The organism is Shewanella sp. SM71 (assembly GCF_025653905.1).
Classification (GTDB): Bacteria; Pseudomonadota; Gammaproteobacteria; order Enterobacterales; family Shewanellaceae; genus Shewanella; species Shewanella oncorhynchi.
In genome coordinates this window covers 40,422-64,949 of record NZ_JAKKRW010000028.1, presented here as the reverse complement: position 1 = coordinate 64,949, position 24,528 = coordinate 40,422, and the positions used below count along the sequence as shown (strand labels likewise).

Annotated in this window: 24 protein-coding genes and 1 pseudogene; 17 read left to right on the top strand and 8 right to left on the bottom strand. The window is 45.0% G+C overall.

Going from position 1 to position 24,528, the window contains the following annotated elements:
• Positions 1–175 (bottom strand): transposase (locus L5L97_RS21125; protein WP_263148818.1); only part of this gene is annotated, 175 nt, incomplete at its 3' end.
• Positions 176–250: 75 nt separating this feature from the next.
• On the opposite strand from L5L97_RS21125, the pseudogene L5L97_RS21120 reads away from it, so the two are divergent.
• Positions 251–394: pseudogene (locus tag L5L97_RS21120) on the top strand (YdcH family protein); the annotation flags it as partial.
• 65 nt (positions 395–459) lie between these two features.
• Here the strand turns inward: L5L97_RS21120 and L5L97_RS21115 are convergent.
• Positions 460–1,635, bottom strand: a complete 1,176-nt coding sequence (locus L5L97_RS21115) for a type III PLP-dependent enzyme (RefSeq protein ID WP_105251256.1) — start codon at positions 1,633–1,635, stop codon at positions 460–462.
• A 377-nt stretch (positions 1,636–2,012) separates the two neighbouring features.
• Positions 2,013–2,492, bottom strand: a complete 480-nt coding sequence (locus L5L97_RS21110) for a hypothetical protein (protein WP_105251255.1) — start codon at positions 2,490–2,492, stop codon at positions 2,013–2,015.
• A 169-nt stretch (positions 2,493–2,661) separates the two neighbouring features.
• On the opposite strand from L5L97_RS21110, the gene L5L97_RS21105 reads away from it, so the two are divergent.
• The 3 genes from L5L97_RS21105 (at position 2,662) to L5L97_RS21095 (ending at position 6,163) form a co-directional block, all read left to right on the top strand.
• A complete protein-coding gene (locus tag L5L97_RS21105; RefSeq protein ID WP_105251254.1) occupies positions 2,662–3,498 on the top strand; it encodes a mechanosensitive ion channel family protein in 837 nt (278 codons plus the stop codon).
• A gap of 118 nt (positions 3,499–3,616) precedes the next feature.
• The gene (locus L5L97_RS21100) at positions 3,617–5,155 is read left to right on the top strand and encodes a tetratricopeptide repeat protein (RefSeq protein ID WP_263142565.1); all 1,539 of its coding nucleotides are present in this window, start codon (positions 3,617–3,619) and stop codon (positions 5,153–5,155) included.
• 231 nt (positions 5,156–5,386) lie between these two features.
• Complete coding sequence (locus L5L97_RS21095) at positions 5,387–6,163, top strand: substrate-binding periplasmic protein (protein WP_263142567.1); 777 nt, start codon at positions 5,387–5,389, stop codon at positions 6,161–6,163.
• 33 nt (positions 6,164–6,196) lie between these two features.
• On the opposite strand, the gene L5L97_RS21090 is transcribed toward L5L97_RS21095, so the two are convergent.
• Positions 6,197–7,036: a LysR family transcriptional regulator gene (locus tag L5L97_RS21090; RefSeq protein ID WP_263142569.1), complete on the bottom strand. Its 840-nt coding sequence runs from the start codon at positions 7,034–7,036 to the stop codon at positions 6,197–6,199.
• 191 nt (positions 7,037–7,227) lie between these two features.
• Here L5L97_RS21090 and L5L97_RS21085 point away from each other — a divergent pair, with 191 nt between their 5' ends.
• The 5 genes from L5L97_RS21085 (at position 7,228) to L5L97_RS21065 (ending at position 13,605) form a co-directional block, all read left to right on the top strand.
• Positions 7,228–7,959, top strand: a complete 732-nt coding sequence (locus L5L97_RS21085) for an SDR family oxidoreductase (protein ID WP_263183872.1) — start codon at positions 7,228–7,230, stop codon at positions 7,957–7,959.
• Between the two features lie 481 nt (positions 7,960–8,440).
• The gene (locus tag L5L97_RS21080) at positions 8,441–8,770 is read left to right on the top strand and encodes a cytochrome c (RefSeq protein ID WP_263142571.1); all 330 of its coding nucleotides are present in this window, start codon (positions 8,441–8,443) and stop codon (positions 8,768–8,770) included.
• A gap of 191 nt (positions 8,771–8,961) precedes the next feature.
• On the top strand, positions 8,962–10,686 hold the full coding sequence (locus L5L97_RS21075) for a DUF3373 domain-containing protein (RefSeq protein WP_263142573.1): 1,725 nt from the start codon (positions 8,962–8,964) through the stop codon (positions 10,684–10,686).
• A gap of 55 nt (positions 10,687–10,741) precedes the next feature.
• On the top strand, positions 10,742–12,130 hold the full coding sequence (locus tag L5L97_RS21070; RefSeq protein ID WP_263142575.1) for a tetrathionate reductase family octaheme c-type cytochrome: 1,389 nt from the start codon (positions 10,742–10,744) through the stop codon (positions 12,128–12,130).
• 314 nt (positions 12,131–12,444) lie between these two features.
• Positions 12,445–13,605 (top strand): putative sulfate/molybdate transporter, encoded by a 1,161-nt coding sequence (locus tag L5L97_RS21065; RefSeq protein WP_106649267.1) that lies wholly within the window; start codon positions 12,445–12,447, stop codon positions 13,603–13,605.
• A gap of 104 nt (positions 13,606–13,709) precedes the next feature.
• On the opposite strand, the gene L5L97_RS21060 is transcribed toward L5L97_RS21065, so the two are convergent.
• From L5L97_RS21060 to L5L97_RS21050, 3 genes are read right to left on the bottom strand one after another with little or no spacing between them, the layout of a single operon-like run.
• Complete coding sequence (locus tag L5L97_RS21060; protein WP_198573045.1) at positions 13,710–14,702, bottom strand: polysaccharide deacetylase family protein; 993 nt, start codon at positions 14,700–14,702, stop codon at positions 13,710–13,712.
• On the bottom strand, positions 14,699–15,337 hold the full coding sequence (locus L5L97_RS21055) for an ester cyclase (protein WP_263183871.1): 639 nt from the start codon (positions 15,335–15,337) through the stop codon (positions 14,699–14,701). Before L5L97_RS21055 ends, L5L97_RS21060 begins: the two co-directional genes overlap by 4 nt.
• Entirely contained in the window at positions 15,337–16,473 is a 1,137-nt protein-coding gene (locus L5L97_RS21050; protein ID WP_263183870.1) for an alkene reductase, read from the bottom strand. The genes L5L97_RS21055 and L5L97_RS21050 overlap by 1 nt, the downstream gene beginning before the upstream one ends.
• Positions 16,474–16,584: 111 nt before the next feature.
• Here L5L97_RS21050 and L5L97_RS21045 point away from each other — a divergent pair, with 111 nt between their 5' ends.
• The 3 genes from L5L97_RS21045 (at position 16,585) to L5L97_RS21035 (ending at position 19,155) form a co-directional block, all read left to right on the top strand.
• The gene (locus L5L97_RS21045) at positions 16,585–17,496 is read left to right on the top strand and encodes a LysR family transcriptional regulator (RefSeq protein ID WP_071938732.1); all 912 of its coding nucleotides are present in this window, start codon (positions 16,585–16,587) and stop codon (positions 17,494–17,496) included.
• A gap of 408 nt (positions 17,497–17,904) precedes the next feature.
• Positions 17,905–18,732, top strand: coding sequence for a hypothetical protein (locus tag L5L97_RS21040; RefSeq protein WP_131523469.1), 828 nt, complete (start codon positions 17,905–17,907; stop codon positions 18,730–18,732).
• A gap of 96 nt (positions 18,733–18,828) precedes the next feature.
• On the top strand, positions 18,829–19,155 hold the full coding sequence (locus L5L97_RS21035; RefSeq protein WP_263183868.1) for a hypothetical protein: 327 nt from the start codon (positions 18,829–18,831) through the stop codon (positions 19,153–19,155).
• A 64-nt stretch (positions 19,156–19,219) separates the two neighbouring features.
• Here L5L97_RS21035 and L5L97_RS21030 read toward each other — a convergent pair whose 3' ends face one another.
• Complete coding sequence (locus L5L97_RS21030) at positions 19,220–21,031, bottom strand: PhnD/SsuA/transferrin family substrate-binding protein (RefSeq protein WP_173496434.1); 1,812 nt, start codon at positions 21,029–21,031, stop codon at positions 19,220–19,222.
• A 212-nt stretch (positions 21,032–21,243) separates the two neighbouring features.
• On the opposite strand from L5L97_RS21030, the gene L5L97_RS21025 reads away from it, so the two are divergent.
• From L5L97_RS21025 to hslV, 5 genes are all read left to right on the top strand, one after another.
• Entirely contained in the window at positions 21,244–21,846 is a 603-nt protein-coding gene (locus L5L97_RS21025) for a response regulator transcription factor (RefSeq protein ID WP_131523470.1), read from the top strand.
• 416 nt (positions 21,847–22,262) lie between these two features.
• Positions 22,263–22,538 (top strand): hypothetical protein, encoded by a 276-nt coding sequence (locus tag L5L97_RS21020; protein WP_131523471.1) that lies wholly within the window; start codon positions 22,263–22,265, stop codon positions 22,536–22,538.
• A 15-nt stretch (positions 22,539–22,553) separates the two neighbouring features.
• Positions 22,554–23,105, top strand: coding sequence for a dihydrofolate reductase family protein (locus tag L5L97_RS21015; protein ID WP_131523472.1), 552 nt, complete (start codon positions 22,554–22,556; stop codon positions 23,103–23,105).
• 164 nt (positions 23,106–23,269) lie between these two features.
• Positions 23,270–23,845, top strand: a complete 576-nt coding sequence (locus tag L5L97_RS21010; protein ID WP_131523473.1) for a type II secretion system protein — start codon at positions 23,270–23,272, stop codon at positions 23,843–23,845.
• A 144-nt stretch (positions 23,846–23,989) separates the two neighbouring features.
• Positions 23,990–24,514 carry an ATP-dependent protease subunit HslV gene (gene hslV / locus L5L97_RS21005; protein ID WP_006083300.1) on the top strand — a complete coding sequence of 175 codons (525 nt, stop codon included), beginning with the start codon at positions 23,990–23,992 and terminating at the stop codon, positions 24,512–24,514.
• Positions 24,515–24,528 lie beyond the last annotated feature (14 nt).

The window sequence follows — 24,528 nt, the reverse complement described above, 5'->3', positions numbered from 1 at the left end:
TTGGTGTGCCACCCTGGCGTTCTAGTTTTAACTGTCTCACCCATTTATCCATAGTGGACTTACCTACGTTCATCGCCTTTGCAGCTTCGATGATGCTATGGTTTTTATCGAGGACTAATTGGGCTGCTTCAAGTTTGAATTCAGCACTAAATGTTTTTCTGGTTGTCGATCTCATGTGTTCACCTAAAGTCATCTACGAGGTAATAATATCACCTCTATTTAGGTGGCCAAAATTAGTGTGCCACTACATAATGAGCATAATCAGTTAGACGAGGAAATCAAACAACTGGAAAAACGTGTCGCCAGTGATTTCAATCCCACTGTGAAAGAACTCAAAAGCAGAAAGTTACATTTAAAAGAGGAAATTTATCAGATCCTCAAATCCCACGAGTAATCCCGCTATTACTCTAAAGACAAATAAGGGCGCCTAAGCGCCCTTATTAATGTCACCACAATCGCTTACAGATAGTAATCCTTCAGCGGTGGGAAACCGTTAAAGCATACTGCTGAATACGTCGTCGTATAAGCCCCTGCGGTTAACCAATACATACGGTCGCCAATGGCTAAGTCATTTGGTAAGCCATAGCTATAGTGCTCATACATGATATCTGCACTGTCACAGGTTGGGCCGGCAATCACGCATTTATCCAGCTCGCCTTGACGCTCAGTATAAATCGGGAACTTAATCGCCTCATCCATCGTTTCAATCAAGCCAGAGAATTTACCCACATCGGTAAACACCCAACGTTCTAACGCTGTGTAAGATTTTTTGCTGATCAGTACCACTTCAGACACTAAAATCCCCGCGTTAGAAATCAACGAACGACCTGGTTCCAAAATAATTTGTGGTAAATCATCACCAAAATCTTCCTTCAGGAAGTGGGTGATTTGCTCGGCATACACACCCAATTGATTGGTTTTATCAATATAGTTAGCAGGGAAACCGCCACCCATATTGATCATCTTCAAGGTGATATTGTGCTCATCACGTAGACGGTCAAAAATGCTTTTCACTTTACCAATAGCGGAATCCCAAGCACCTATGTCACGTTGCTGAGAACCCACATGGAAAGAAATACCAAAAGGCTCTAAGCCTAATTCCTGTGCCAATACTAATAGCTCATAGGCCATTTCGTTTTGGCAGCCGAATTTACGGGATAACGGCCAATCAGCAGTATCTGTACCTTCGGTCAGAATGCGCACATAAATACGTGAACCCGGTGCTTCTTCAGCGATCATTCGCAAATCAGCTTCTGAGTCAGATGCATACATACGCACGCCACGCTCATAAAATGCACGCACATCTTGACGCTTTTTAATGGTATTACCATAGCTGACTCGATCGGTTGTCACACCGACATTCATGACCATATCTAGCTCATAAATCGAGGCAATATCAAAGTTTGACCCTTTATCTTTTAGTAAAGATAAGATCTCGGCCGCGGGGTTTGCCTTAACTGCATAATAAACGTTGGCGTAAGGAAAACTATTAACCATGTCATCGTATTGTTTCGCTATGATACTTGTATCGATCACTACGAACGGGGTTGCTTTGTCTTTGGCAAACGCTTCAATACGCTTGAATGTGTCCATATCATAATAGTCAGCAACATCAATAGATTGAAATTGGCTCATTGGGCCAGAGTCTCCTTTGGGTCAGATAGATAACAGTAAGTGTGATGTATTAAAAACGTGCGCAGTAAACGATATTTTTTCGCTTTACGCAACGAATTTTTATGCTGAATTAATAACTTTTTATTCCCCAATTCTTTAAGGAACTGAACCATCAGAAAAAGGCGCTATAAAACAAATAATTATGCACACAAACCCTAAGGTAAATTTGTGTTCATTATCAGAATAAAAAGTGAATTTTTTACGACGTTATCGGAAGGGAGATGGATAGACTGGCTGGAGCCAAAATATCCATCTAAAAACAGTTATCTTGAAGTAACAATCACACAGCGAAAAGAAGACGAATGGATGCCTTAAAATACGTCCGTTAAATCGAGTTGTTACTGCGGCTGATTGAGTTTTGCGAGGGCTTGGTTCAAGGCTTCACTGGAATCAAAATAGGCAATGTCCAGAATGTTACGCTGCTTGAGTAATATCATAGTGGCCATATCTTTGTTATCAGGTAATAAACGACTGATCTCACCATCCCTATCTAACCCAATCGCAAAAGGTAAATCTTGCATCTGTGGCACAGCCACAAATTTAGCGATCAAAGAAGGCATACCACTGATATCGGCAACATAAACTAAACCCGTTGGCATTTGAGTCGCGCTCAAGGGCGTAAGTGCATCCTTAATCACATCACCGCCTTTCATGCTGCGACTAAAGAGCAGCACTTGAGTCTCATCAGTCACATTAATGGTTTTATCATTTTGGTCGAGAAGTGAAATGGGATTAATCGCATCTCCGGCAACATAACTCGCAGCATACGCCCAGATTGGGGTTAACAGACAAGACAAACATAACAACAGCGTTTTCATAAACACTCGACTCCATTATTGGATAGGCGAACAGCATACCTGACTCCCCCTATCGACTCATTAAACCAACCACGATTACATGATACGCTTCACACATGAAGGGCGAAAAGTATTTGGTGGAATTTCTACGCTATAATCGCACAGTTAATTTTATTACAAGGATATCATAATGATAACACCTGGACTCGATCAAGAATTGCAGCAACTACAAGGCGTTTATCAACTCATCACCGAGTTTTTAGTCACCTACAGCTTCCAACTCGTAGGTGCTTTGCTGATCTTTTTGTTAGGTTTATGGGTAGCCAGTAAAGTATCACGCTTAGTCGCTAAGCAATTCGACAAACACAATATCGATATCACCCTAAGCAATTTTGTCAGCAATCTTATCCGCATTCTGATCATAGTCATGGTCGGGATTATCGCCCTCGGCAAAATCGGCATCAGTATTACCCCTATGGTTGCAGCAATTGGTGCCGCCTCCCTCGGCGCAGGTTTAGCCTTACAAGGTATGCTAGCGAACTATGCCGCAGGCGTGACTATTATCGTCACCCGCCCTTTTGTGGTAGGCAATACTATTGAAATTAAAGGGGAAAGCGGCGTTGTTAAACGTATCCACTTAGGCATGACCATACTGACCAATGAGGAAGGTGAGCAAATCAGCATTCCTAATAAGCATATCGTCGGCGAAATTCTGCACAACTCCTTCAGCAATAAGCTAGTCGAAACCCAGTTCAATCTCAGTTACAACACAGATCCCGAACGAGCCATTAGTGTGATTACTGAGTTATTGAGCAATAATCCCTATGTTTATCAAGAGACCACACCTAATATTGGCATCAATGGTTTTAATGCTAATGGAATTGAAATGGGGGTTCGTTACTGGGTGCCCACACAAAGCTATTTTCAGCATAAATATAAGGTGAACCTCGCTCTTTATAACACCCTTAAGCAGGCGGGAATCGAGATTGCCTGCCCCATTAGGGAGATCCATCTGCAAGATAAATAACGCTAATGCCCATGGGATTGATCGGCTTAGTCGATCAGCCTAGCCCAAATTGTAAACTTGCATTCTTGTAAAAATTTACGTTTACTATACTCCCAAATATCGATAGTGATGGACTACTATGTTGTTGATACTCATAATTATTGCTTTTATTGTACTGTTTATTTTTTTCGCTAAATATCAAAAAAAACAAGTGCAAGCTAAAGCACTTGCCACAGGTGATCCTACTGCGCTACTCAATCATGGCTTAACACTGATTAATCAAGGCGAAGTCAACTCTGGCCTAGATTATATTCAGCAGGCAGTCGATAAAGGCTTAGCCGTTGCCGCCATTGCTATGGCCGAACTTTATTCCGGTCGATTCCCACAAGTTCCCGCCGATCCCAAGGCATCTAACGATTGGTATAAAAAAGCCGCCGAAATAGAGCCTCAATATTTACCCATGCTCACACTACCTAATTTGCTCTCTTCTGAGTCGCAAACACTCGATGAGTTAATCGCACAGGCAGAACAGCTCAAACCTAATGCCGAAGCGGGGCAAGCCGAGTTTCAATATGAGCTTGCTTACTTGTATCTAAGCCAGCCCTTTCTCGATCCCGATGCTAGCCAAGCAATTTACTGGTTCGAAAAAGCCGCCGCACAAGAAAACCAAAGAGCCTATTACCATTTAGCCACACTCTACTGGCATGATGAGCGCGTCACTTCGGACTATATCAAAGCACGTGAATACTTTGAGAAATCCGCAGCCGCTGATTATGAATTAGCAAAAGATGATCTAGGGCATATGCTTGCTGCAGGCCAAGGTGGACCTAAAGATTTAGCGCGTGCAGAGGCATTACTTAGCGAGCGCGCCGCAGACGATGATTTCCGCCAGTATTATCTTGGTAAACGTTTCCTCTACGGTGAAGATTTTGCTGTCGACTATGACAAGGCGCGCCATTGGTTAAGCCAATCTGTCGCTAGAGGTAATGACTTCGCTAAGATTGAATTTGCTCATCTTTTACTGAAAGCGCCACAAAATGAGAGTGATTACCAACAGGCTAAAATTGACTTTGAAGAATTCGCACTTAAGTGGAATGAAGACGCACTGCTAGGCTTAGGCAAGATTTATGAGCAAGGTTTAGGCGTGAGTCGCCAACCGATTAAAGCGTTAATGTATTACCAGCTCGCGGCCATGAGCAATAGAGCCGATCATCTAAAAGAATTAGCCAGATTCAGTCAGCAACTAGGTACCTTAGAGATAAGAGAGGCTGAGCGTCTACGTGACAGTTTCTTGCATCAGCATCCAATCCCCGCTGAGCAACAACAATATTTTTATTTCTATAAGGCTGAATCATTTTTAAGTGGTGAAAAAACCACTCAAGAGGCTCTACAAGCGGCAGAAGCTTGGTACGTCAAATCGGCAGAGCTAGGTCATGAAATTGCTATGCGGGAGCTGGTCAATATTTACGGCGCAGAACAATTAAATAAACCTATACAAATGTTTATTTGGTCTAGTTTATTGCTACGTCATTTTGGTAAATACGGGATGAATAGCGCTCAACGACTCCATCAAAACACCGCAAAATCATGTTTAACCGAATCCGAACTTGCCTACGCCGAAACTCAAATTGAGGCTATTGAAACCCAATTAACGCCCTATCTTGAGTCGGATAGGTAAGTTTCCTAGCAGCGAATGAGCCCCTGGAAAGGTTTGGTCAGATTTAACAGGCCAAACCGTTTGGTTACAAAATAGAGTGAATTTATAATTACTTAAAAAGCACAGTGGATGTATAAGCACTACAATCAATTATTGACCAAACCTGCGCAGCTAAACGACTCAAAAATAAAACCTAGTCGAATTAACTGTCCAGCCCTAAATTAAAACTGAGCATTTTAATAGGCAAGATGAATGAGGCTGATACTGATCATTGTCATTTCATGCTTATTTCTGTCCCAAGCAAGGGCAGAAACCTCTGCTGTTGTCTGGCAAGCACACTGCCGCGATAGGCATCCTGTTATTTATGTCGAAAATGGTGAGTGCAAAGGCCCAGGTGCAGCTGTCATCAATGAAGTCATCGCCCGCCTAGGTCACAAGATAAATTGGAGTAATGTGCCTTGGGCACGCACAATTAAAGTGGCAGAAATGGGACAAGTCGACCTAATCCCTGTCCATTCGATGACGCCAGAGCGCAACGATTTTCTAGACCCTATGCTTCTAGGATACGACAAGCGCTACGTCTATTACTTTGCCCTTGCGAATAGACAACTTGAAGTCAAACATTTCGATGAACTAAAACCTCATATCATTGGCGCACTTAGAGGCGCTTTTTACTGTCCGCAGTTCAATGACAATCAAAACCAACTAAAAGTGTCTTTTGTTAATGATAACGGTCAGTTAATCAATATGTTGAAGGCTGAGCGTATCGATTTAGCCATCACCTCCGAACAGCATGAGATGCAATTTTTTGCCAAAGATCCCCAACTCAAACAGATGGCATACGTAGATATCAGCAAAAATGGCCGCTATTTCAGTATTCCGCTCATGTCGCCGCAGCATCAATATGCCAAGCAAGTTCACCAGATAGTCGACGACATGCGCACCTCAGGTGAAATTACTCAACTATTTAAATCCTACGGCGTCGAGCCTCCACTTAATCTCACTGAATCGCCCTTAGCGACTCACTAATCTGAATGCTGATAACCCAAAACTAACTTGGAATTAATTCGATCGAGCGGCTAAATGCCGTAACAAGGTCGCCAATGTTGGCGCAACTGCCTGATGGGAGGGATAACACAAACCAATACGACGGAACATTCTCGGACCATCAAATTTCACTTGCTTGAGCCTAGGCTCATCTTCAATCAAACCATCGGGTAAAAAACTCACGCCAAATCCGGCTAACACTAGCGACATCACTAGAGATTTTGACTCAGCCTTAGCGACCAAATTAAGCGACATATTGCTGCACGCCAATAAACCTATCGTTTGCTGATGGGCTTCACAGGGTGGGCACTCAATAAAGTCAAAGCCATTGAGCTGCTCGGGGCGTAGGTTATCTACTTGGGCGAGGGTATGATCCTTGGGGACGCAGAGCACATAATCCTCCTCCCACAGCGGAAAAAATACCTCATCTTCATGGCGCAAGCTGTCGATGCTTAAACGGCAATCTGCGGGGCTTTGATAGTCCACCAGTTCAAGATCTAGCTTATCAATGGCTTGATTCACCTGTTGTAAAAATCCTGCCAAACGCCGCTGGCTTAAATCTGGCATCACAGCCAAACGTAGCTTTTGCCGGCTTGCCTTCGCCATAAACAAGCTTGGTAACTTACTCGCCTCCTCGACTAATTTAACCGCCAAAGGGTATAGATAGTGCGCGCTGTCCAAAGGTTTAACGCCTTTTTTGCTGCGCTCAAATAACTGACCACCAAGCTCTTCTTCGAGTTGCTTTAACCCAGCAGACAGTGAAGGCTGGCTCACAAAGCAACGGTTAGCCGCCGAGGTAATATTGTTCTCTTCAAAAATTGCGATAAAGAAACGCAGCAAACGCAAATCGACCATTTAATCTTCTCCGACAACCGACGAGTTCAGCACAAATTTCAACAATAGTGCCATAGGCTGAGCCTATCATATCCAGCTGGAATAAGTATTTTTCGACTGAAAATCCCCAGTCTATACTGGTTAACAAGTTCAAGACGCCGAACAACAGTTTGTTTACGGCTTACATTGGCTCCAATTAATAGGAAATACTAATGAATCAAGTTACTAAATCACTGGTTGTCATCACGGGCGCTTCATCGGGTATTGGCGCCGCTATGGCCAAAAGCTTTAGCGCTGCAGGCCACCCGCTGCTATTACTGGCACGCCGAGTTGAAGCAATGCAAGCGCTTGAATTACCAAACAGCCTTTCTATCAGCGTCGATGTCACCGACGGTGCAGCTATTAAAACAGCCATAACCCAAGCAGAAGCACAATTTGGCCCGGTCGGCTGTCTTATCAATAACGCGGGAATCATGCTACTAGGCCAAATCGATGTGCAAGATCCCAATGAATGGAGCCGCATGCTCAATATCAATGTGATGGGCGTGCTTAATGGTATTCATGCGGTATTAGCCGACATGAAAGCTCGCAAAACTGGCACTATCATTAATGTCAGCTCAGTGGCGGGGCGTAAAACCTTTCCAAACCACGCCGCTTACTGCGCTACTAAATTTGCCGTGCACGCCTTAACAGAAAACATTCGTGAAGAAGTCGCCATGGATGACGTACGCCTTATCACTATCGCCCCCGGCGCAGTAGAAACCGAGTTGTTGAGCCATACCACCAGCGATGACATTAAAGCGGGTTACCATGACTGGAAAGAAGAAATAGGCGGCGTTATCGCCCCTGAAAACGTCGCCGCTGCTGCACTGTTTGCATGGCAACAACCGCAAAATGTGTGCGTACGCGAAATCGTTCTAGCACCAACGCGCCAGCAACCTTAATCCGTTCTGAGTCTACTTTTATCTAAGTTATCTTGCTTCGAAAGACAACCAAACCTATCCCCAAAATCAATAATGCCAGAGTCAACTCTGGCATTATTTACTTCCCAATAAAGCCTGCCAAACAGCTGCTAAGTTTCAACATCACTACTTTAGTGAGTGCATATTTTACAAAGTGTTAGCTTAATCACAGTCCATTTTTTGTGCTTTAGGCGCAAAACCCGAAACTCAAAGTTATCAGAGCTAATTTAGCACGTAGACTAGTTGATTGTTTTTAAATAAGAAAAAAATAATCATACCGCTCTATAACATCATCAATTAGATTTTTATCAATGAACTTTTTATCAATTAGATTTTTTTAATGAAAGTGATATACCTCAAATTTACACACCGTAGGATTTGATAAATTAATTTACAAAGTGGAATCAATAAAAACACTTAACCAACAAATAAATGTAAATGATCACAAAAAGTAAGGAATGAGATGATGAAAACGTCAACTAAGATAGCAATTGCCATGGCAGTGATCGGCAGCTTAAGTATTAATGCGTATGCCGCAGAGGGAGGTAATCCAAAGAAAGGTAAACATTTGTACAAAAAAGAATGCAAAGTCTGCCATAGCCAAGGCGGTGAAGGTGGTGAACTCACGCCAATGGCCAAAACGATGAGCCAGTGGGATCGCTTCTTTGATAAAGATAAGCACAAATTCAAACCAGAGGTATTCAATAGCCTCTCGGAGCAAGACCTCAAGGATATACAGCAATTTTTGTATGACCACGCCGCCGACTCGGACCAACCCCAAACCTGCGGTTGATCTCTGCCAACGTTATGGCCTAAGACAATGGTAGAGAGCTCCCCTGCAAATGCTCACTAACACATTGAATTAAAAATTAAAAAACCAATTCGAGAAAAATGGGGAACACACCTCAGGGACTCCTATTGGGTAAATTTGGCGAAATGCACTTAGCGCAATAATGCCAACAGAACAACTCTGGGAGAAACCTTATGCGTACTCTTATCTCAATCCTCGTTGCCAATGCCTTGTTTATGTCAGGCCAATCTTTTGCTACACCTAATGATGTGCAACAGGAAAATCAAAAAATTACCGAGTTAAAACATAAACTTGCCGATATTACCGAGCAATTGGATGATCTCAATAATCGCGTCGACAAAACCGAGCGGCACACATCGTTAGACCGCCTTGAAATTACAGGTGATTTCCGCACTAAAGCTCATTCACTACATTACCGCGATGTTGTCTGGAACCCTGCCATCAAAGTCAATTTCAACGACTTTGGTGCCAAAGCCATGTCCGGCGCTTTCGGTATGCCCAACGATCTCAACTCCCCACTAGGGAAAATGATGCAAGCTAATCCAGACCTTGCTGCAGCCTTCCAAAATGGCATGTTACAAGGTGTTATGCCCTATGTGCTCGCGCCCAAAAGTGTACAGGATATAGATAACGATATTTTTTACACCACTCGCCTGCGGTTAAATCTGAAAGCTAAGGTATGGGATAACGTCAGTTTTGCTGGCCGCCTCAGTATGTATAAAAACTGGGGTGATTCTACCGGAGTTCAAGTATTTGATTCTTGGCGGTCTTTCACTATGGATGGTACCAGTAGCGGCAATACCAGTGGTGACTGGCTGCGGGTTGAACGCGCCTATTTCGATTGGAAAAACATTAATGGATCAGAGTTTTATCTTTCCATAGGTCGTCGCCCTTCCACCTATGGTCCACCCAGTCACTACCGCGAGAATGAAATGCGTGGCGGCACACCTTCAGGACATTTAGTCAACTTCAACTTCGATGGCGCCACGTTAGGCTACAACCTAGGCGAAATCACAGGTATCGAAGGCCAAGTCGTCCGTTTCTGTTACGGCCAAGGCTTTGAATCACAATGGGGAAATGGCGAAATGTTTGGTGATATTGTCACCAAGGATACTCACCTTGGTGGCTTTAATATCGATGCGATCAACGATGGCACCAACTTCCTCCAGTTCACCCTGTTTGGCGCCAAAGATGTTAATGACGGCTTTAAAGGCACCATGGCCTTCCCTACCCAGCTTGCAGGCATTTTCGCCCCCACCATGTATCAAGATATGCAAAAGTTCGACAACTTTAACTTTGTTACCCGAGTACAACCCAGCGGGGTTATCGGCGACATGTATCTAGGAGGAATTGGTTTTGCGCGCGAAGAAGCAAACGATATCAAATGGTTTGCATCATTCGGCTGGACTCGCGCCGAGCCTAACGGTAACGCAGGCATGTTTGGCGGCATGTTATCCGATGCCATATTTGAAGCCGAGCTAAACAGCACTGGTACTGAGATTATTATGGTGCCAAAAACCAGTGACGATACCGAAGCCAAAGACGGTTATGGTATTTATGTCGGCGTACAAATTCCTGCTCCCTACGGCAAATTGGGTCTGGAATATAACTATGGCTCCGAATATTGGACGCCTTTTACCCAGGCACAGGATGACCCTATTGGTAGTAAGTTAGCTACCCGAGGACATGTAGCAGAAGCCTATTACATCTTTGATATTAACCCCAAAATGTTTATCAAACTTGCTGGCCTTTATTACGACTACGAGTACACAGGCAGCGGTACACCTGTGGGTGCTCCACAAAAAATCGACGATGTGCTAGCTGGCTCTGCTTATTCCATGTTGCCAGTGGTTGATACCGCGTTTGATGTCAACGCCTCACTCACCATCAACTTCTAATCCGTCATTGATAACAACGATCAGCCCTCGGTTACATCGAGGGTGGGAGTACAAAATGAATAAGCTCATCCTCATTGCCTTAGCGGGCATGACATTAAATGCCTACGCCGCTAATCCCCATAAAGAGGCACTTAAAGGCCCGTTTACCACAGGCTCACAGGTGACCACACAATGTTTAGTCTGCCATGAAAATCAAGCGACTGACGTGATGAAAACCTCCCATTGGACTTGGGAGTTAGAACAAAAACTTCCCGATAGGACAGTCGTAAGAGGTAAGAAAAACAGCATTAATAACTTCTGCGTTGCCATTTCCAGCAATGAACCCCGCTGTACCAGTTGTCACGCGGGTTATGGTTGGAAAGACAGTAACTTTGACTTTAAAGATAAAACCAAAGTCGACTGCCTAGTTTGTCACGACACTACAGGAACTTATGTTAAAGATCCCGCTGGCGCAGGTGAACCTATGGCAAAGCTCGATCTGACTAAAATAGCTCAAAACGTTGGCGAACCTGTACGGGATAACTGCGGTAGTTGCCACTTCTATGGTGGCGGTGGTGACGCGGTAAAACATGGGGACTTAGACTCATCCATGTCTTATCCAGACAAAGCGACGGATGTGCATATGGATAGCGACGGTAATGACTTTCAATGTCAGAACTGCCACACCACTGAGAAACACATGATCTCAGGTAATGCTATGGGGGTTTCACCCGGTGGTGTCGACCATATTGGCTGTGAAAACTGCCACGAATCAGCGCCGCACGCGAACAAAAAACTCAATACTCATACAGCGGCAGTTGCCTGTCAAACCTGTCATATTCCGTATTTTGCTAAAAACGAACCGACAAAAATGCGCTGGGACTGGTCAACAGCTGGAGATGATAAAAAAGAAACACTCGACCAATACGGTAAGCATACCTACCAAAAGAAAAAAGGAGATTTTGTTTGGGAAAAAATGGTCAAACCCCAATACGCTTGGTACAACGGCACAGCCAATGCTTATATGGCAGGTGATAAAATGGATCCAAGTACAGTCACTAAATTGACCTATCCCATTGGCGATATAAATGATGTCAAAGCAAAAATCTATCCTTTCAAGGTGCACACGGGTAAACAAATTTACGATAAAAAACTCAATATTTTTATCACACCGAAAACCTATGGCAAAGGGGGATTCTGGAGCGAGTTTGATTGGAACTTAGCGGCAAAACTAGGAATGGAAGCGAACACGACTATGCTTGAGAAAGGTATCAAATACAGTGGGGAATATGACTTTGCAGCCACTGAAATGTGGTGGCGGATAAACCATATGGTGTCACCAAAGGAGCAAGCATTAAATTGTAACGACTGCCATAACAAAGGCACAAGACTCGATTGGCAAGCCCTAGGTTATCAAGGTGACCCGATGAAAAGTAAACAAGGGCCAAAACACAAACAGCCTTGATTGAATCGTTCACTGATTTGAGCATCACAGATATCTTACTTTTAGTAAGGTATCGAAGTGAACACTGCTGATTAACCAAATCGAGTTCCCAGTAATACCCTTTGAGATCTTAGTTTTTACTAAGATCTCTTTTTTTATAATCTTGTTACTCTCACTCAAAAAGACAATTAGACTCAGCCATTCTTCGGCCTTGCCCCAGTTTGTCTCATTGAGTGACTCAATACGGTAGTTTGACTCTGTTTACCCCCCAAATCATCTGATTTTTATGGCATTTATTTTGCGTAGTCATAGTGTGTTCAATTACGGCAATCAGTATGACCTCGGGCAAAATTTCCCAAACAGTATCTAATCCTTCATTCAACCGTTTACTCGGTGAAACCAGTGGCGCTTTTGCCGACTTAGGCACTTTTTTACCTTTAGTGCTAGGGCTAATTGCCCTCAATCAATTTTCGCCCCAAGGGATATTTTTGGGGTTTGGTCTATTCGCTATTCTCAGCGCGCTGTTTTACCGTCGCCCGATTCCGGTACAACCGATGAAAGTCATCGCTGCACTGGTGATCGCTCAGGGCTTAACCCCAGGCATGTTGCAGGCAAGCGCCATGTTAATGGGCATTATCCTGTTAATTCTCGCCTTTAGCGGCGCCATCACTTGGTTAGCCAAACAGTTATCCCAAGCTGTGAGTGTTGGCATTCAACTCGCCATAGGTCTGCAACTGATGTGGATGGGCACTAAGATGATGAGTGAATTTTGGCTGGTTGGCGTGGGGGCATTTGTACTGTTATTTATCAGTAAATTTTTGCCGCTGCGTTACCTTGCCATGCCCTTAGTCATAGCAGCGGGGATGATTTGGCAAGCAAGTACACAAACTAGTTTAGCCACTAACTTTGATATTCAAGCAATGACAGCGCCATTTCAATTAGCGTGGCCGACATCAGTTGAATGGACCTCTGCCGCCCTTTTGTTGGTTTTGCCACAACTGGCTCTCACCTTAACCAATGCAGTGATTGCTACATCAGTAATGGCGCAGGAGAAATTCCCTGAAGATGCCGCCAAACTCACACCCAAAAACTTCGCCATTAGCTCAGGTCTTGCCAACTTATTGCTCGCGCCCTTTGGTGCCTCGGCCATGTGCCACGGTGCGGGCGGACTTGCGGTGCAATACCATTTTGGTGCTCGCACTTATCTGGCGCCGTTAATTTTTGGCAGTACGTGCTTAATGATAGCCCTGTGCTGGGGTACTAATATCGCTTGGCTATTAAGCCTTATTCCTATGGCAATCCTCGGCAGTTTACTGACCACTGCGGGGCTGCAATTAGCATGGTCGAAACGCTTAATCGATGGTAAGCCCTTCTGTATCTTTGTGATTTTATCAACCGCTGTGACTTGCCTCGCCATCAACGCCGCTGCGGGACTTGCCGTGGGGATAATTCTGGAGCAGGGTCGCCGCACTTGGGCCATGTTGGCCATGCGTTAATCACTTTCGACTCGCAGTAATAAGGGTTCCCAAAAACAAAAAGCGCGTTAAACAACGCGCTTTTTGTTAACCATTAAAACCTCTTCCAACAAAGCTACAGCAGGCTAAAATGTTCTTGCAGGATTGGTCGGTGTGTCCTTTTGCGCCAGCGCCCACTTAGCAATAGCATCTTTACGCATAAAGCCTACATTGGTGTGATCTTTAGCGTACTGAATAAACTTATCTAAAGCGGTCACAAGTCCAGGAGCGCCACCAATACGGTCGTGCACACTGATCGACATCATCCGTCGCTGCGTCGAACCTTCTTGATAGAGCATATCGAACTCATCCTTTAGTTCCTGTAAAAAGGCCGCGGCCGTCATAGCTGTGTTGCCACCAAAACGTCCGATATCATTGTTACGTAAAGTGTAAGGCACAACAGCAAAAGGCTTATTTCCTACAGGGATAATTGAAGGTTCGTCCCGCGATAGATCATCGATATGATAAATAAAACCTAAGTCCTGCAAAATATTGAGGGTTTGAGTGCTGTGGCGCATCCAAAAGGCATTAAAACCTAAGGGGCGCTGACCTGTGATCCTTTGCAGCGTCTCAATACTCGCCACATAGGAGGCGCGTTCCTCTGCTGGCGACATGCTGTATTGTGGCGTCCACGTTTGTCCGTGACCCGAAATCTCATGCCCCTCATCTGCAACTTGTTTGGCAAGTTGAGGATGTAGCTCGGCGGCGCGCCCAACCATGTGAGAAGTCACCTTGATATTGTGCTTACGCCACAAGCGCAGCAGCCTTGGAATGCCTTCGTTCATACCGTAATCGTACCAAGTCGGGGTGATAGTATCTGGGTAGCCCTTTTCCATCGGCGGAAACGGCCCTTCGGCATTTTTATCTTGAGCACCTGCTTCAAACTGCATTGAGATTGAAATCACTAACTGCTCACCACTTGGCCAAAATATTTTGTTCATACCATTGCCACCTGAACTTTTGGAATCATTTTCTAAGGTATCTAATGATGGTAAACCAATAGCAAGCGCCGTTTGGCTTAGGCCGAACCCAGCAGCGATGGCGCCACCTGCCATTAAAAATCGTCGACGTTGATTCATGATTGAGTCCCTGCAGCTAATTGAGAAAATAGCGTTTGATAATCTTCTAGGTGCCAGTTATCTGTGATGAAACCATCCCGTACTCGATACATGTCAACAGCACGAAAATCGATTTTCTGCCCTTGGCCTTTTTGCTCACCAAAGACACCAGTAAAGCGGCCATTAAAACGCAGACGTACCACTGCACGATCGCCAACGACTAGCAAATGCTCAACTGAAACAGAGAGATCGGGGACCGCCGCCCTAAATGCCTTTGAGGCTTCGAGTGGCCCCGTGATTCCCTGTGCGCGGCCAGCGGGCAGAGTACGGTCGATAAAACCAGTCGCCAATGCGCCGTGGGCAAAACTTGCATCGCCCGTGTGCCAAAAACTGGCATATAACAAAGCGGCGCGGGCGATAGCTAGTGCCTGCGGTGATTCATCAGAAATCGTTTCCATTGCCGCCACTTTTGGCACTAATGTCGCTCGCACTTTAGCACTATCCTGTGTTGTTGCCCCTTGAGCGGCTAACGCATCCATGCTCAGACTTGCTAAGCTAAAACCCACAATAGCGATACCTATAAAGCCTGAAAACCATAGACTTAAGCTGAGCCAAGCGGGTAAGCGCTGAACATACAAAGTGTTAACCCGATCCATTATGCCACCTCATCGTCAGCGGATCGGATGACGGCTCTCAATGCTTCGTTGTGTGTAGGATAATCGGTATAACCCGCAGCACTACCGCCAAACAAGGGCCCTTTGTCGAATGCAGATAAAGGCAATTGATGCATTAAACGGTAAGGCAAATCAGGATTCGCAATAAAAGGTCGACCGAAGGCAACTAAGTCCGCATAACCGTTATCAATCACTTCATTGGCACGCGCCACATCATAGCGACCCGCAACAATAATGCTGCCCTTAAAGACTCTGCGCAGCTCGACTCTAAAGGATTCTGGCACCTGCGGCGCATCATCCCAATCCGCCTCAGAAAGATGTAAATATGCCACGCCCAATGCCGATAAATGCTTAGCCGCTAACAGAATAGTGTCTACAATTTCAGGACACGCCATATCTTTAAACGTCACGTAAGGGGCGAGGCGAACCCCGACTTTATTGGCACCAATTTTCGCACTCACGGCTTGGACAATTTCGAGTAAAAAACGAATGCGATTTTCCTGAGAACCGCCGTAGGCATCAGTTCTGTGGTTTGAATAGGTGCGTAAAAACTGGTCAATCAGATAACCATTGCCGCCGTGAATTTCGATGCCATCAAAACCCGCCACAACCGCATTCACTCCCGCCTGTGCAAAATCGGCCACAACGCGGTCGATATCCGCTTGCACCATAGCCTTAGGTTCTGAGCAATCCACCATTTGCCCTTCAGGATGCGCTTCATCCACAATCCATACTTTAGTGCCAACGGGCGCAATAGCTGATGGCGCAATCGGGGCATTACCCTGCTGAAAAATCGGGTGCGATACACGGCCAACATGCCAAATTTGATTGAAGATTTTACCACCAGCCAGATGCACCGCCGCTGTGACTTTTTTCCAGCCCTCAATTTGCTCAGCGGTATACACGCCCGGCGTAAATGAATAGCCTTGACTGTCATCGGAGATTTGTGTCGCTTCTGTGATGATTAACCCCGCCGAGGCGCGCTGGGCATAATATTGCGCCATCAGATCATTAGGAATATTACCTGGCTGCGTAGTACGCGCCCGAGTCATAGGGGCCATCACGATGCGATTGTTTAATGCCAGTGACGCTAATTTGTAAGACATGAATAGACTCATACACACTCCGAACCAGAAATTAAGATGAAACATCAGTGGTGCAATTGTGCATTAGTTAATCTATATTGATAATCAGGCTATTATTAAAATCATTTTCAAAAATAATTTGATATGTATCATTTAAACGATCTGCAATTAGCGCTGCGTATCGCAGCCTTAGAAAGTCTCTCGGCAGCCAGTAAAGAAATAGGCATGACGCCGGCAGCGGCAAGTGCCGCGCTGCAAAGATTAGAGAAAAAGCTAGGATGTCAGCTATTTGCTCGCTCGACGCGGCGCTTACAGCTCACAGAAGAAGGGCGGATCTTTCTCGATTCGGCGAAACCCGCACTGGCGATTCTCGAAACCGCCAGCGCCAATTTAGCCGAACACAGAGGTGAGCTTAAGGGCGAAGTACGCCTCGCGTTACCTTCGGATATTGGTCGCAGCCAGATCCGTGCTTGGCTCGATGAATTGATGGACAGCGCCCCAGAACTGACAGTGCAGCTGTATTTTGGCGATCATATGACAGACTTAATCGACCAAAATATCCATTTGGCTTTGCGCTATGGTCAACTTGACGACTCAAACCTTAAAAGGCGTCAGCTCGCCATGACCCCAAGGGTACTGGTCGCCTCACCCGCTTATCTGGCACAACACGGCACACCAAGCACGCTAAATGAACTTAGCCAACACGCAGTACTGATCTTAAATCGCGGCGGTGAGCCATGGCAAAAATGGAAGTTAAGTCATAACGGCGCACCCGTTGAAATCGAAGTCAGGGGCCAACGTTTCTGTAACGATGGCGCAGTGATCCGCGACTGGGCACTATCTGGTCGTGGGATTGCCTATAAGAGCTGGCTCGATGTGGCGCAAGATGTAACCGAAGGCAGACTCCACTTAGTGCTAGCCGATAAAATAGCCCCACCGATCCCACTGCAATTGGTATACCTACAAACCGATTATCCCAGCCATAAGATCCGTCGCACCATAGAGTTTTTAGTAGAAAAGCTCAGCCAGTTCTCCCAAAACTATCCACTGCCCTAAATTAAAAACGTCCAAAGTATCCTAATAGAAAACCATGATAAACAAGTGGTCATGTGAAGAAAATAACCACCATCAAGTCGTTGCTAGATGATAGAAAACTAAAAGTAAATATGCCTTATAGGTTTAATGTCGTTGAGATGATGTAGTACCTGTGTCAACCAAAATGTAAGGCCAGAATACTCGAAATCAACGTCACTAATAATGCAAAAGTAATGATAAAGCTAAAACGATATCAAGCAATTACCACCAAAGTTGTATAAAAACCACTACCCTGTCAAAGCAAATTCCTATAGCATCATTCACACCAATTAACATCGTCGTAGTAGCCAAGTCGAACAAGTGATTTATGTCTCGCAAACAACGCTACACATTAATACTCAGACGTTAAGTGAAAGCATTAATTCGAATATGGATAAGAAAGCGAAGAAAATATTATTCTCCACCTACTGGAAAAATGGATGGATAGACTCAAAAGATAGACTCTTATCTGATGGAGATTTTGAGTACGCAAAGTCACAAGGATTGATGTTTGATCCGATTTCGATTTCTCATGATGACTGCATAGATACCATTGCAAAAGTAGTAAAAACAATATCCGGAGCACAAATTGCTAAAGGTTTTTTAAGTAGCCTGACAACTCGCCGCTTAGACTTAAGATCTTCTTTATCATCCTATTCAATTGCCAAAAATATCCCGGAGCATAAATATACACCCGTTATATCCGGCACTTCATATTCCGACGGAAAACCAACTTCACACTCCTACACCTGCGGTGTATGCCGAGACAGCAAATACGGGATAAGGGGCAGTCACAACTATAACAACACAGATATAAACGTATTGAATTTCGAGCGTATCAAATGGGGTGGTGTCCGTCATGGCGATATTTTATATACATATTTTGACTTAAACCAATTTATAAATACGGATATCCCTGACCCAACTGATGAAGACTTAAATTGTTTCAAAGAAATATTAAGCACTATCGAAAGTTCGGAACCTACTGATTATCCAAGTGCCCTTGAAAAAAGATTGGCTAAGGTCGTAAAGTCCAGTAAAGCAGAAAGGCAGGTATTAATAGAGATTTTAGCCAGTATTGGAGTGTTACGACCAAGGAGCTACAATCGCCCTTCTAAAGGCAAAAATGACTGGGTGTTCGCTGAGTATTGGCGAGGTGAAGATAAATACTGCCATAAAACTGTCGATGAATATTTTGGTAAATATCTACAGTTATGAATGAAGTGGATCAGAGATCAAGCGATGGCTTTTCCCCCCAAAAACTAACCGCAAATAAGGCGCGGGAATGACTCGCTGTATCACAAAAGGTGCGTAATGCGTTTAGAATTAACTCTCAAGAACATGTTGGATAAAATTGAATCTTTAGATTGGAAGTTGGATGTATATATACCTTCTAATAAAGAAATTAATGACTCGATATTATGTCTTGTACTTGACGATGACACAGAAGAAGATCGTGGTAGTGATGATGAACCAATTTACCCAACATCTATTGGTTATAAAAGCTTCTTAAGTATGTCAGATTTGCAAAGTATTAAGAGTAATTTGCTGCAACAAAATTCTGAAGCTGGGCTAAATGAATTAATTAGTGCAGCAAAATATTATTATGAAAATGATGCTTTTATTAATATTAACCGCTAACCAATAAAGGCTGTCGGATGCTCCGCTAATGCGCACATTAAGGGTTACTCATAAGTGTATAACCCTATCCCTTGGGAAGCACGACTGTCACCACACAGCCCTGTTGCCAAGGGAGTAACGCTTGCGTGGATTGCTGACAGTTTTCGATTTGAATGCTGCCGTGATGGCGGGTGACCACATCCTTACAGATGGCTAAGCCAAGCCCTAATCCCGCATCTTTGGTTGAGGCAAAAGATGCCATCAACTCACTCGCCTGCCCCTGTAGCCCTTCGCCATTATCAATAACTAACACTTTGATTTCATTTGGATGATAATAGATATCGATCCATAATTGGCGCACACGATTATCGCCGCAGGTTTCTAACGCATCTAAGCTATTTTTTACTAAATTGACCCACATTTGGCTTAAACCAACGCTATCGCCCATCAGTTCAAAGGGCTCACCCTGCACTCGCACATTCACTTGTACATTCGCGCGGTCTAGCTCGCGCCGCAACAGAGCTAAAGCTTCTTTCACCACTGGCACTATATCTAAAGGTTCGGTCTTGGCCTGACGCCGCTTGAGTAAACCGCGAATACGATGCACAACCGCTCCAGCGCGAATCGACTGCGCATTAATTTTACCCAGTACATCATAGAGTTCAGGATTATCTTGCCCAAGCCTTTCCAGTTGCAACATGGCGCCTTCGCTGTATTGGGTAATGGCGGCTATGGGTTGATTGAGTTCATGGGCAAGTCCTGCACCTATTTCCCCAAGAATCGCCGCACTTTGCAGTCGCTCAAGCTGCAGTGCCTTGTCCTTTAATTGGCGCTCAGTGCTGACTAAAAACTCACTTTTCTGGCGAAACTTATATTCAAGCCACAGGTGATAAATGGTGGAAATAATGAAAATTAACAACAGTGCGCCACCCCATTCTTTATTTTTTGCCATCCATTTGTATACGGTTTGATAAAGTGGTGGTGATGCTCCCTGTAGTTGTAATTCTTTAAATAACTCAATCACTTTTAACTGGCTTACGGGCGCAGTCCAGCCCAAAGTATCGGCGGTAATTGCTGCAATATGATCGGCAGGTAAATCGAATAAGGCGCGGGTAATCGCCATCGTCAGCTTAGGAGAAACCGTATCCGCCGCAGCGAATGACCAGTTTGGGTATAACTGAGTGCTCACCTCGCAATCATATCCTGCAGGCGTTGCAGGATGGATAACCCGATAATCGCCCTGATTAACAAGACCCGTTGCGATCATTTCCTCTAAGGTACAAAAAGGCGCTATTGCGGCGTCGGCACTGCCATCTCTGACTTGATAGATAAGCGGTTCTAACGGGAAACCGAGGAAGCGCACTTGCCCAAAAAACTGTTCGGGTAAAAAACCCATTTTATGCAGTAACCCCATGGCCGCTTGATACCCCCCCAAAGCTTGCGGATCACTGGCAACCACATTGCGCCCGCGCAAATCCTGCAAGGTGCGGATAGGGCTGTCGGCGCGGACAATAATGGTCGCACCTATGGTAAAAGTGCTGCCTTGATGCTTACGACTCTTCATTGTCGCAAGCCAAGACAGCGGGAAGTTGTTACTTAGATGCAGATATTGCCCAGGGTTAGTGACGATAAACTGCAAATCATGCTCAAGTAACTGACTACGCATGCCATTAAAATCCACAGGCACGACTTCAAAATGACTATTAGGCACTTGCTCACTGAGGTAATCCATCATAGGTTGCCAACGCTGCTTGGCCTGTAACACACCATGATTTGCCAGCACTCCGACTCTAAAATGGTTCACTTCTGTCGCTTCGTTGGCATAGGACGGATTAAGCCCAATGATACTCAGCAAGAATCCCATCAATATCGCTTTACACCAAGAGTCAATCGTCATCGCCTCTATTACCCACTCTTATATGCCATTGTCATGGAACGACTTTAGCTCGCAGATAAAAATCAAGCTGTGAAATGCCGCCAAACTCTGGTTTATGCCCAGAGGGAATCGGCTAATTTAGTGATGTATCTCCCAAGACCTAGGCTTAAAATTGAGCCCACTCTGCACCCAGCTTAAGCTGATAGCATGCTTACCGCCCCACAAGGAACACCATGTCGATAAAATTGCCACTCTATCTAGTCGATGACGATGAAGCGATTCTGGATTCACTGGGCTTTATGCTCGGACAATTTGGCTATCAAGTGCAAACCTTCAACAGCGGCCGCGACTTCCTTGAGCACTGTGCATTATCACAGGCGGGCTGCGTGATTTTAGATAGTCGAATGCCAGAAATCACCGGCCAAGAAGTGCAGCAAAAATTACTGGAAACCCACAGCCCGCTAGGCGTGATATTTCTCACTGGCCACGGTGATTTACCTATGGCGTTAAGCGCCTTTCGTAAGGGAGCCTGCGATTTTTTTCAAAAACCAGTATCGGGTAAAGCATTAGTACAAGCGATTGAAAAGGCACTGCGTGAAAGCCAAGCGGCCTTCGAGCAGCAAAGTCTGCAGCATAAGTTTGACCAACTGACCGAGCGCGAACAGCAAGTGTTAGCCCATGTGATCCAAGGCATGACTAACAAGCAAATATCGGAGGCGATGTTTTTATCCCTGCGCACGATTGAAGTACACCGCGCAAAAATCATGAAAAAGCTCGAAGTGAACAATATGGCAGAGCTAGTGCAACACTTAGGCAATCTGAATTCTGTCTTATAAGTCAATCACCCGTGGTCACTAAACAATCGTTAAGCCTTCTCGCCACGTATAAGGATTTAACCGTTAAACCCTTTTTACCCCGACCATTCAAGATACCGTAACTACACAGTTTTCATCCAGCCTGCGACAAGCTGTCGCAGTTTGCGCATTTGGCTTTGTGAAATATCGTATCAGCCCGCACAATCACACCATAGGTTCCTTCCTTTGTGCCCCGCAGGCGCTCAAGAAATCCACTGCTTTTTGAACCTCCACCCGAGGGTAACTATACCCTCGGGGATTTTTTTGCTTCCATCCGCGAATGCCTTCATCCAAAATAACAACTAAAGTAGAAATGGAACGATCCAATTCTAGTTCCGTCTGCAAAGCAGTTATATACTTTCCAACCGCCTCAAATAATATGAATCATGGAAGAGCGAATGTTCAAACCTTTAATATTACTTAGCTTTAGCGCCTTAGCCTTGACCAGTATGAGTGGCTGCGTTGGGCCACTTAATTCAAAATGTGATACAAATTCCCCCTACAGCAAACAAGAATGCAATGCAGCCGATGCCGCTGTTTATGTTGCAGCCGCCATATTGGAAGGCCCAGATAAAGGTCAAACGTGTAACGATATGTCAGGCAAAGCAAAACAAGACTGCCTCGCTCAGCAACAGGCACTGAAAGAATCACTAGAGAAACACGCTCGAAAATAGCATTAAGGAAGATGAATGAAAGCCTCCGTTTTTATTGCCACGACCCTCGATGGTTATATCGCAACGCCCAATGGGGATATCGACTTTTTAAACCAGCATCCCAGTACTAATCCCGATGAAGATTTTGGTTACCATGCTTTTATCAACACTATCGATGCGATTGTAATGGGACGAAAAAGCTTTGAAAAAGTCCTCTCCTTCGATTGTGATTGGCCCTATGTAAATATCCCAGTGTTTGTATTAAGTCGCAGCGGCGTAACAGTATCGTCGGCGTTAAGTGAGCACGTACAAGTGCTAAATGGCGATGCGGCAAGCATTAGCGAACAACTCAAAACCCGTGGCTTTAAGCATCTCTATATCGATGGCGGCCAAACAATCCAAGGCTTTTTAGCGGCAGGGCTAATTCAGGAACTCACGCTCACTCGCATCCCCACTTTACTGGGTAAAGGTATTCCACTCTTTGGCGACTTAGCTCAAGCGATTCAATTAATGCCAATTCACACGCAGCAATATGACAATGGCTACGTACAAACCCGCTATCGTGTTATAGACAAAACGGCTTTATAAGCCGTTTACATTCGGCAGATGGCATTGAAAGATGAAGGATGGCTTGCCATTTTGCTGCATAACCATGTAACGGCAATGTTAAACATCTAAATATTATCAATGGCTTACTGATTGCAAATCAAAGTTCCGTTAGAATATTGTCCTCTAACAAATAGGTGAGCAATATGAGTCGTTTGCAGTCATCGAAAGGTTTTACATTAATTGAGCTGGTTGTGGTCATTATCATCCTTGGGATCTTGGCCGTCGTCGCAGCACCACGGTTTTTAAACCTAGGCCAAGATGCTCACGATGCCAGAGCCAAAACCGCATTTGCGGCCTTTGCCTCTGGTGTTAAGCTTTATCACAGTTGCTGGCTTGCGGGCGGTCACTCAGGTTATACCCAAGATCTCGCCTGTTATGGTGATGGAAAACTCGACTCGACCACCACTGGATTTCCACTGGGAATAGAGACTGCAACCGCTGATGCCGGTGCTAAATTGCAGGGCGATTATTGTGGTCAGTTATGGCAAGGTCTTTTGGCTAATAATGAATTTGTCATTGCCGATCAATACTCTTGGCGCACAGTTCCCAATGTCGACATTGTTTACTGGTATGGTGCCGTCGACATTACCGATCCCAATGCTTACTGCATTTTCAACTATGTCTCGGACGATCGCAGCTTCGGCAGTGAAAACTGGGATCTTAAATACTATCCCTTCGATGGCCGCACTATTGTAGGTCGATCCACCCTTTCCCAATAAGCGCTTATTTTTATTGCTAAAGGAGCGCGAAAGATCGCAAACTCCTTTGGCATTTGCCGCGATTACTTGAATTATTGTCATCCATCCCCATATATATCCCATCATCCACCGCAACTTTTGCTGCGGGCCAGAAGAGGATTCATTGTGACCACTATCGTATCAGTACGCCGTAATAATCAAGTTGTCATCGCCGGCGATGGCCAAGTCTCCCTAGGCAATACCGTCATGAAAGGTAACGCCAAAAAAGTGCGTCGCTTATATCACAACAAGGTACTGGCAGGTTTTGCAGGCGGCACCGCCGATGCTTTCACCCTATTCGAGCGTTTCGAAGCCAAACTCGAAATGCACCAAGGCCATTTATTGCGCTCGGCCGTTGAGCTCGCCAAAGATTGGCGTACCGACCGTATGCTGCGTAAACTCGAAGCCCTGTTAGTCGTGGCCGATGCGGAAACCTCGCTGATCATCACAGGTAATGGTGATGTCGTTCAGCCAGAACACGACTTAGTTGCCATTGGTTCAGGCGGCAACTATGCCCAAGCGGCGGCCCTTGCACTATTGCAAAATACTGAGCTGTCAGCCTTAGAAATCGCCGAAAAATCCCTGACTATTGCTGCGGATATCTGCGTATTCACCAATCAATTCAAAACGATTGAAGAACTCAATTACTAAACAGCCCGTGAGGA

Coding starts and splice junctions, on each gene's coding strand:
- L5L97_RS21115 (WP_105251256.1), bottom strand. CDS start 1,635: ATGAGCCAATTTCAATCTATTGATGTTGCTGACTATTATGATATGGAC.
- L5L97_RS21110 (WP_105251255.1), bottom strand. CDS start 2,492: ATGAAAACGCTGTTGTTATGTTTGTCTTGTCTGTTAACCCCAATCTGG.
- L5L97_RS21105 (WP_105251254.1), top strand. CDS start 2,662: ATGATAACACCTGGACTCGATCAAGAATTGCAGCAACTACAAGGCGTT.
- L5L97_RS21100 (WP_263142565.1), top strand. CDS start 3,617: ATGTTGTTGATACTCATAATTATTGCTTTTATTGTACTGTTTATTTTT.
- L5L97_RS21095 (WP_263142567.1), top strand. CDS start 5,387: ATGAGGCTGATACTGATCATTGTCATTTCATGCTTATTTCTGTCCCAA.
- L5L97_RS21090 (WP_263142569.1), bottom strand. CDS start 7,036: ATGGTCGATTTGCGTTTGCTGCGTTTCTTTATCGCAATTTTTGAAGAG.
- L5L97_RS21085 (WP_263183872.1), top strand. CDS start 7,228: ATGAATCAAGTTACTAAATCACTGGTTGTCATCACGGGCGCTTCATCG.
- L5L97_RS21080 (WP_263142571.1), top strand. CDS start 8,441: ATGATGAAAACGTCAACTAAGATAGCAATTGCCATGGCAGTGATCGGC.
- L5L97_RS21075 (WP_263142573.1), top strand. CDS start 8,962: ATGCGTACTCTTATCTCAATCCTCGTTGCCAATGCCTTGTTTATGTCA.
- L5L97_RS21070 (WP_263142575.1), top strand. CDS start 10,742: ATGAATAAGCTCATCCTCATTGCCTTAGCGGGCATGACATTAAATGCC.
- L5L97_RS21065 (WP_106649267.1), top strand. CDS start 12,445: ATGACCTCGGGCAAAATTTCCCAAACAGTATCTAATCCTTCATTCAAC.
- L5L97_RS21060 (WP_198573045.1), bottom strand. CDS start 14,702: ATGAATCAACGTCGACGATTTTTAATGGCAGGTGGCGCCATCGCTGCT.
- L5L97_RS21055 (WP_263183871.1), bottom strand. CDS start 15,337: ATGGATCGGGTTAACACTTTGTATGTTCAGCGCTTACCCGCTTGGCTC.
- L5L97_RS21050 (WP_263183870.1), bottom strand. CDS start 16,473: ATGAGTCTATTCATGTCTTACAAATTAGCGTCACTGGCATTAAACAAT.
- L5L97_RS21045 (WP_071938732.1), top strand. CDS start 16,585: ATGTATCATTTAAACGATCTGCAATTAGCGCTGCGTATCGCAGCCTTA.
- L5L97_RS21040 (WP_131523469.1), top strand. CDS start 17,905: ATGGATAAGAAAGCGAAGAAAATATTATTCTCCACCTACTGGAAAAAT.
- L5L97_RS21035 (WP_263183868.1), top strand. CDS start 18,829: ATGCGTTTAGAATTAACTCTCAAGAACATGTTGGATAAAATTGAATCT.
- L5L97_RS21030 (WP_173496434.1), bottom strand. CDS start 21,031: ATGACGATTGACTCTTGGTGTAAAGCGATATTGATGGGATTCTTGCTG.
- L5L97_RS21025 (WP_131523470.1), top strand. CDS start 21,244: ATGTCGATAAAATTGCCACTCTATCTAGTCGATGACGATGAAGCGATT.
- L5L97_RS21020 (WP_131523471.1), top strand. CDS start 22,263: ATGTTCAAACCTTTAATATTACTTAGCTTTAGCGCCTTAGCCTTGACC.
- L5L97_RS21015 (WP_131523472.1), top strand. CDS start 22,554: ATGAAAGCCTCCGTTTTTATTGCCACGACCCTCGATGGTTATATCGCA.
- L5L97_RS21010 (WP_131523473.1), top strand. CDS start 23,270: ATGAGTCGTTTGCAGTCATCGAAAGGTTTTACATTAATTGAGCTGGTT.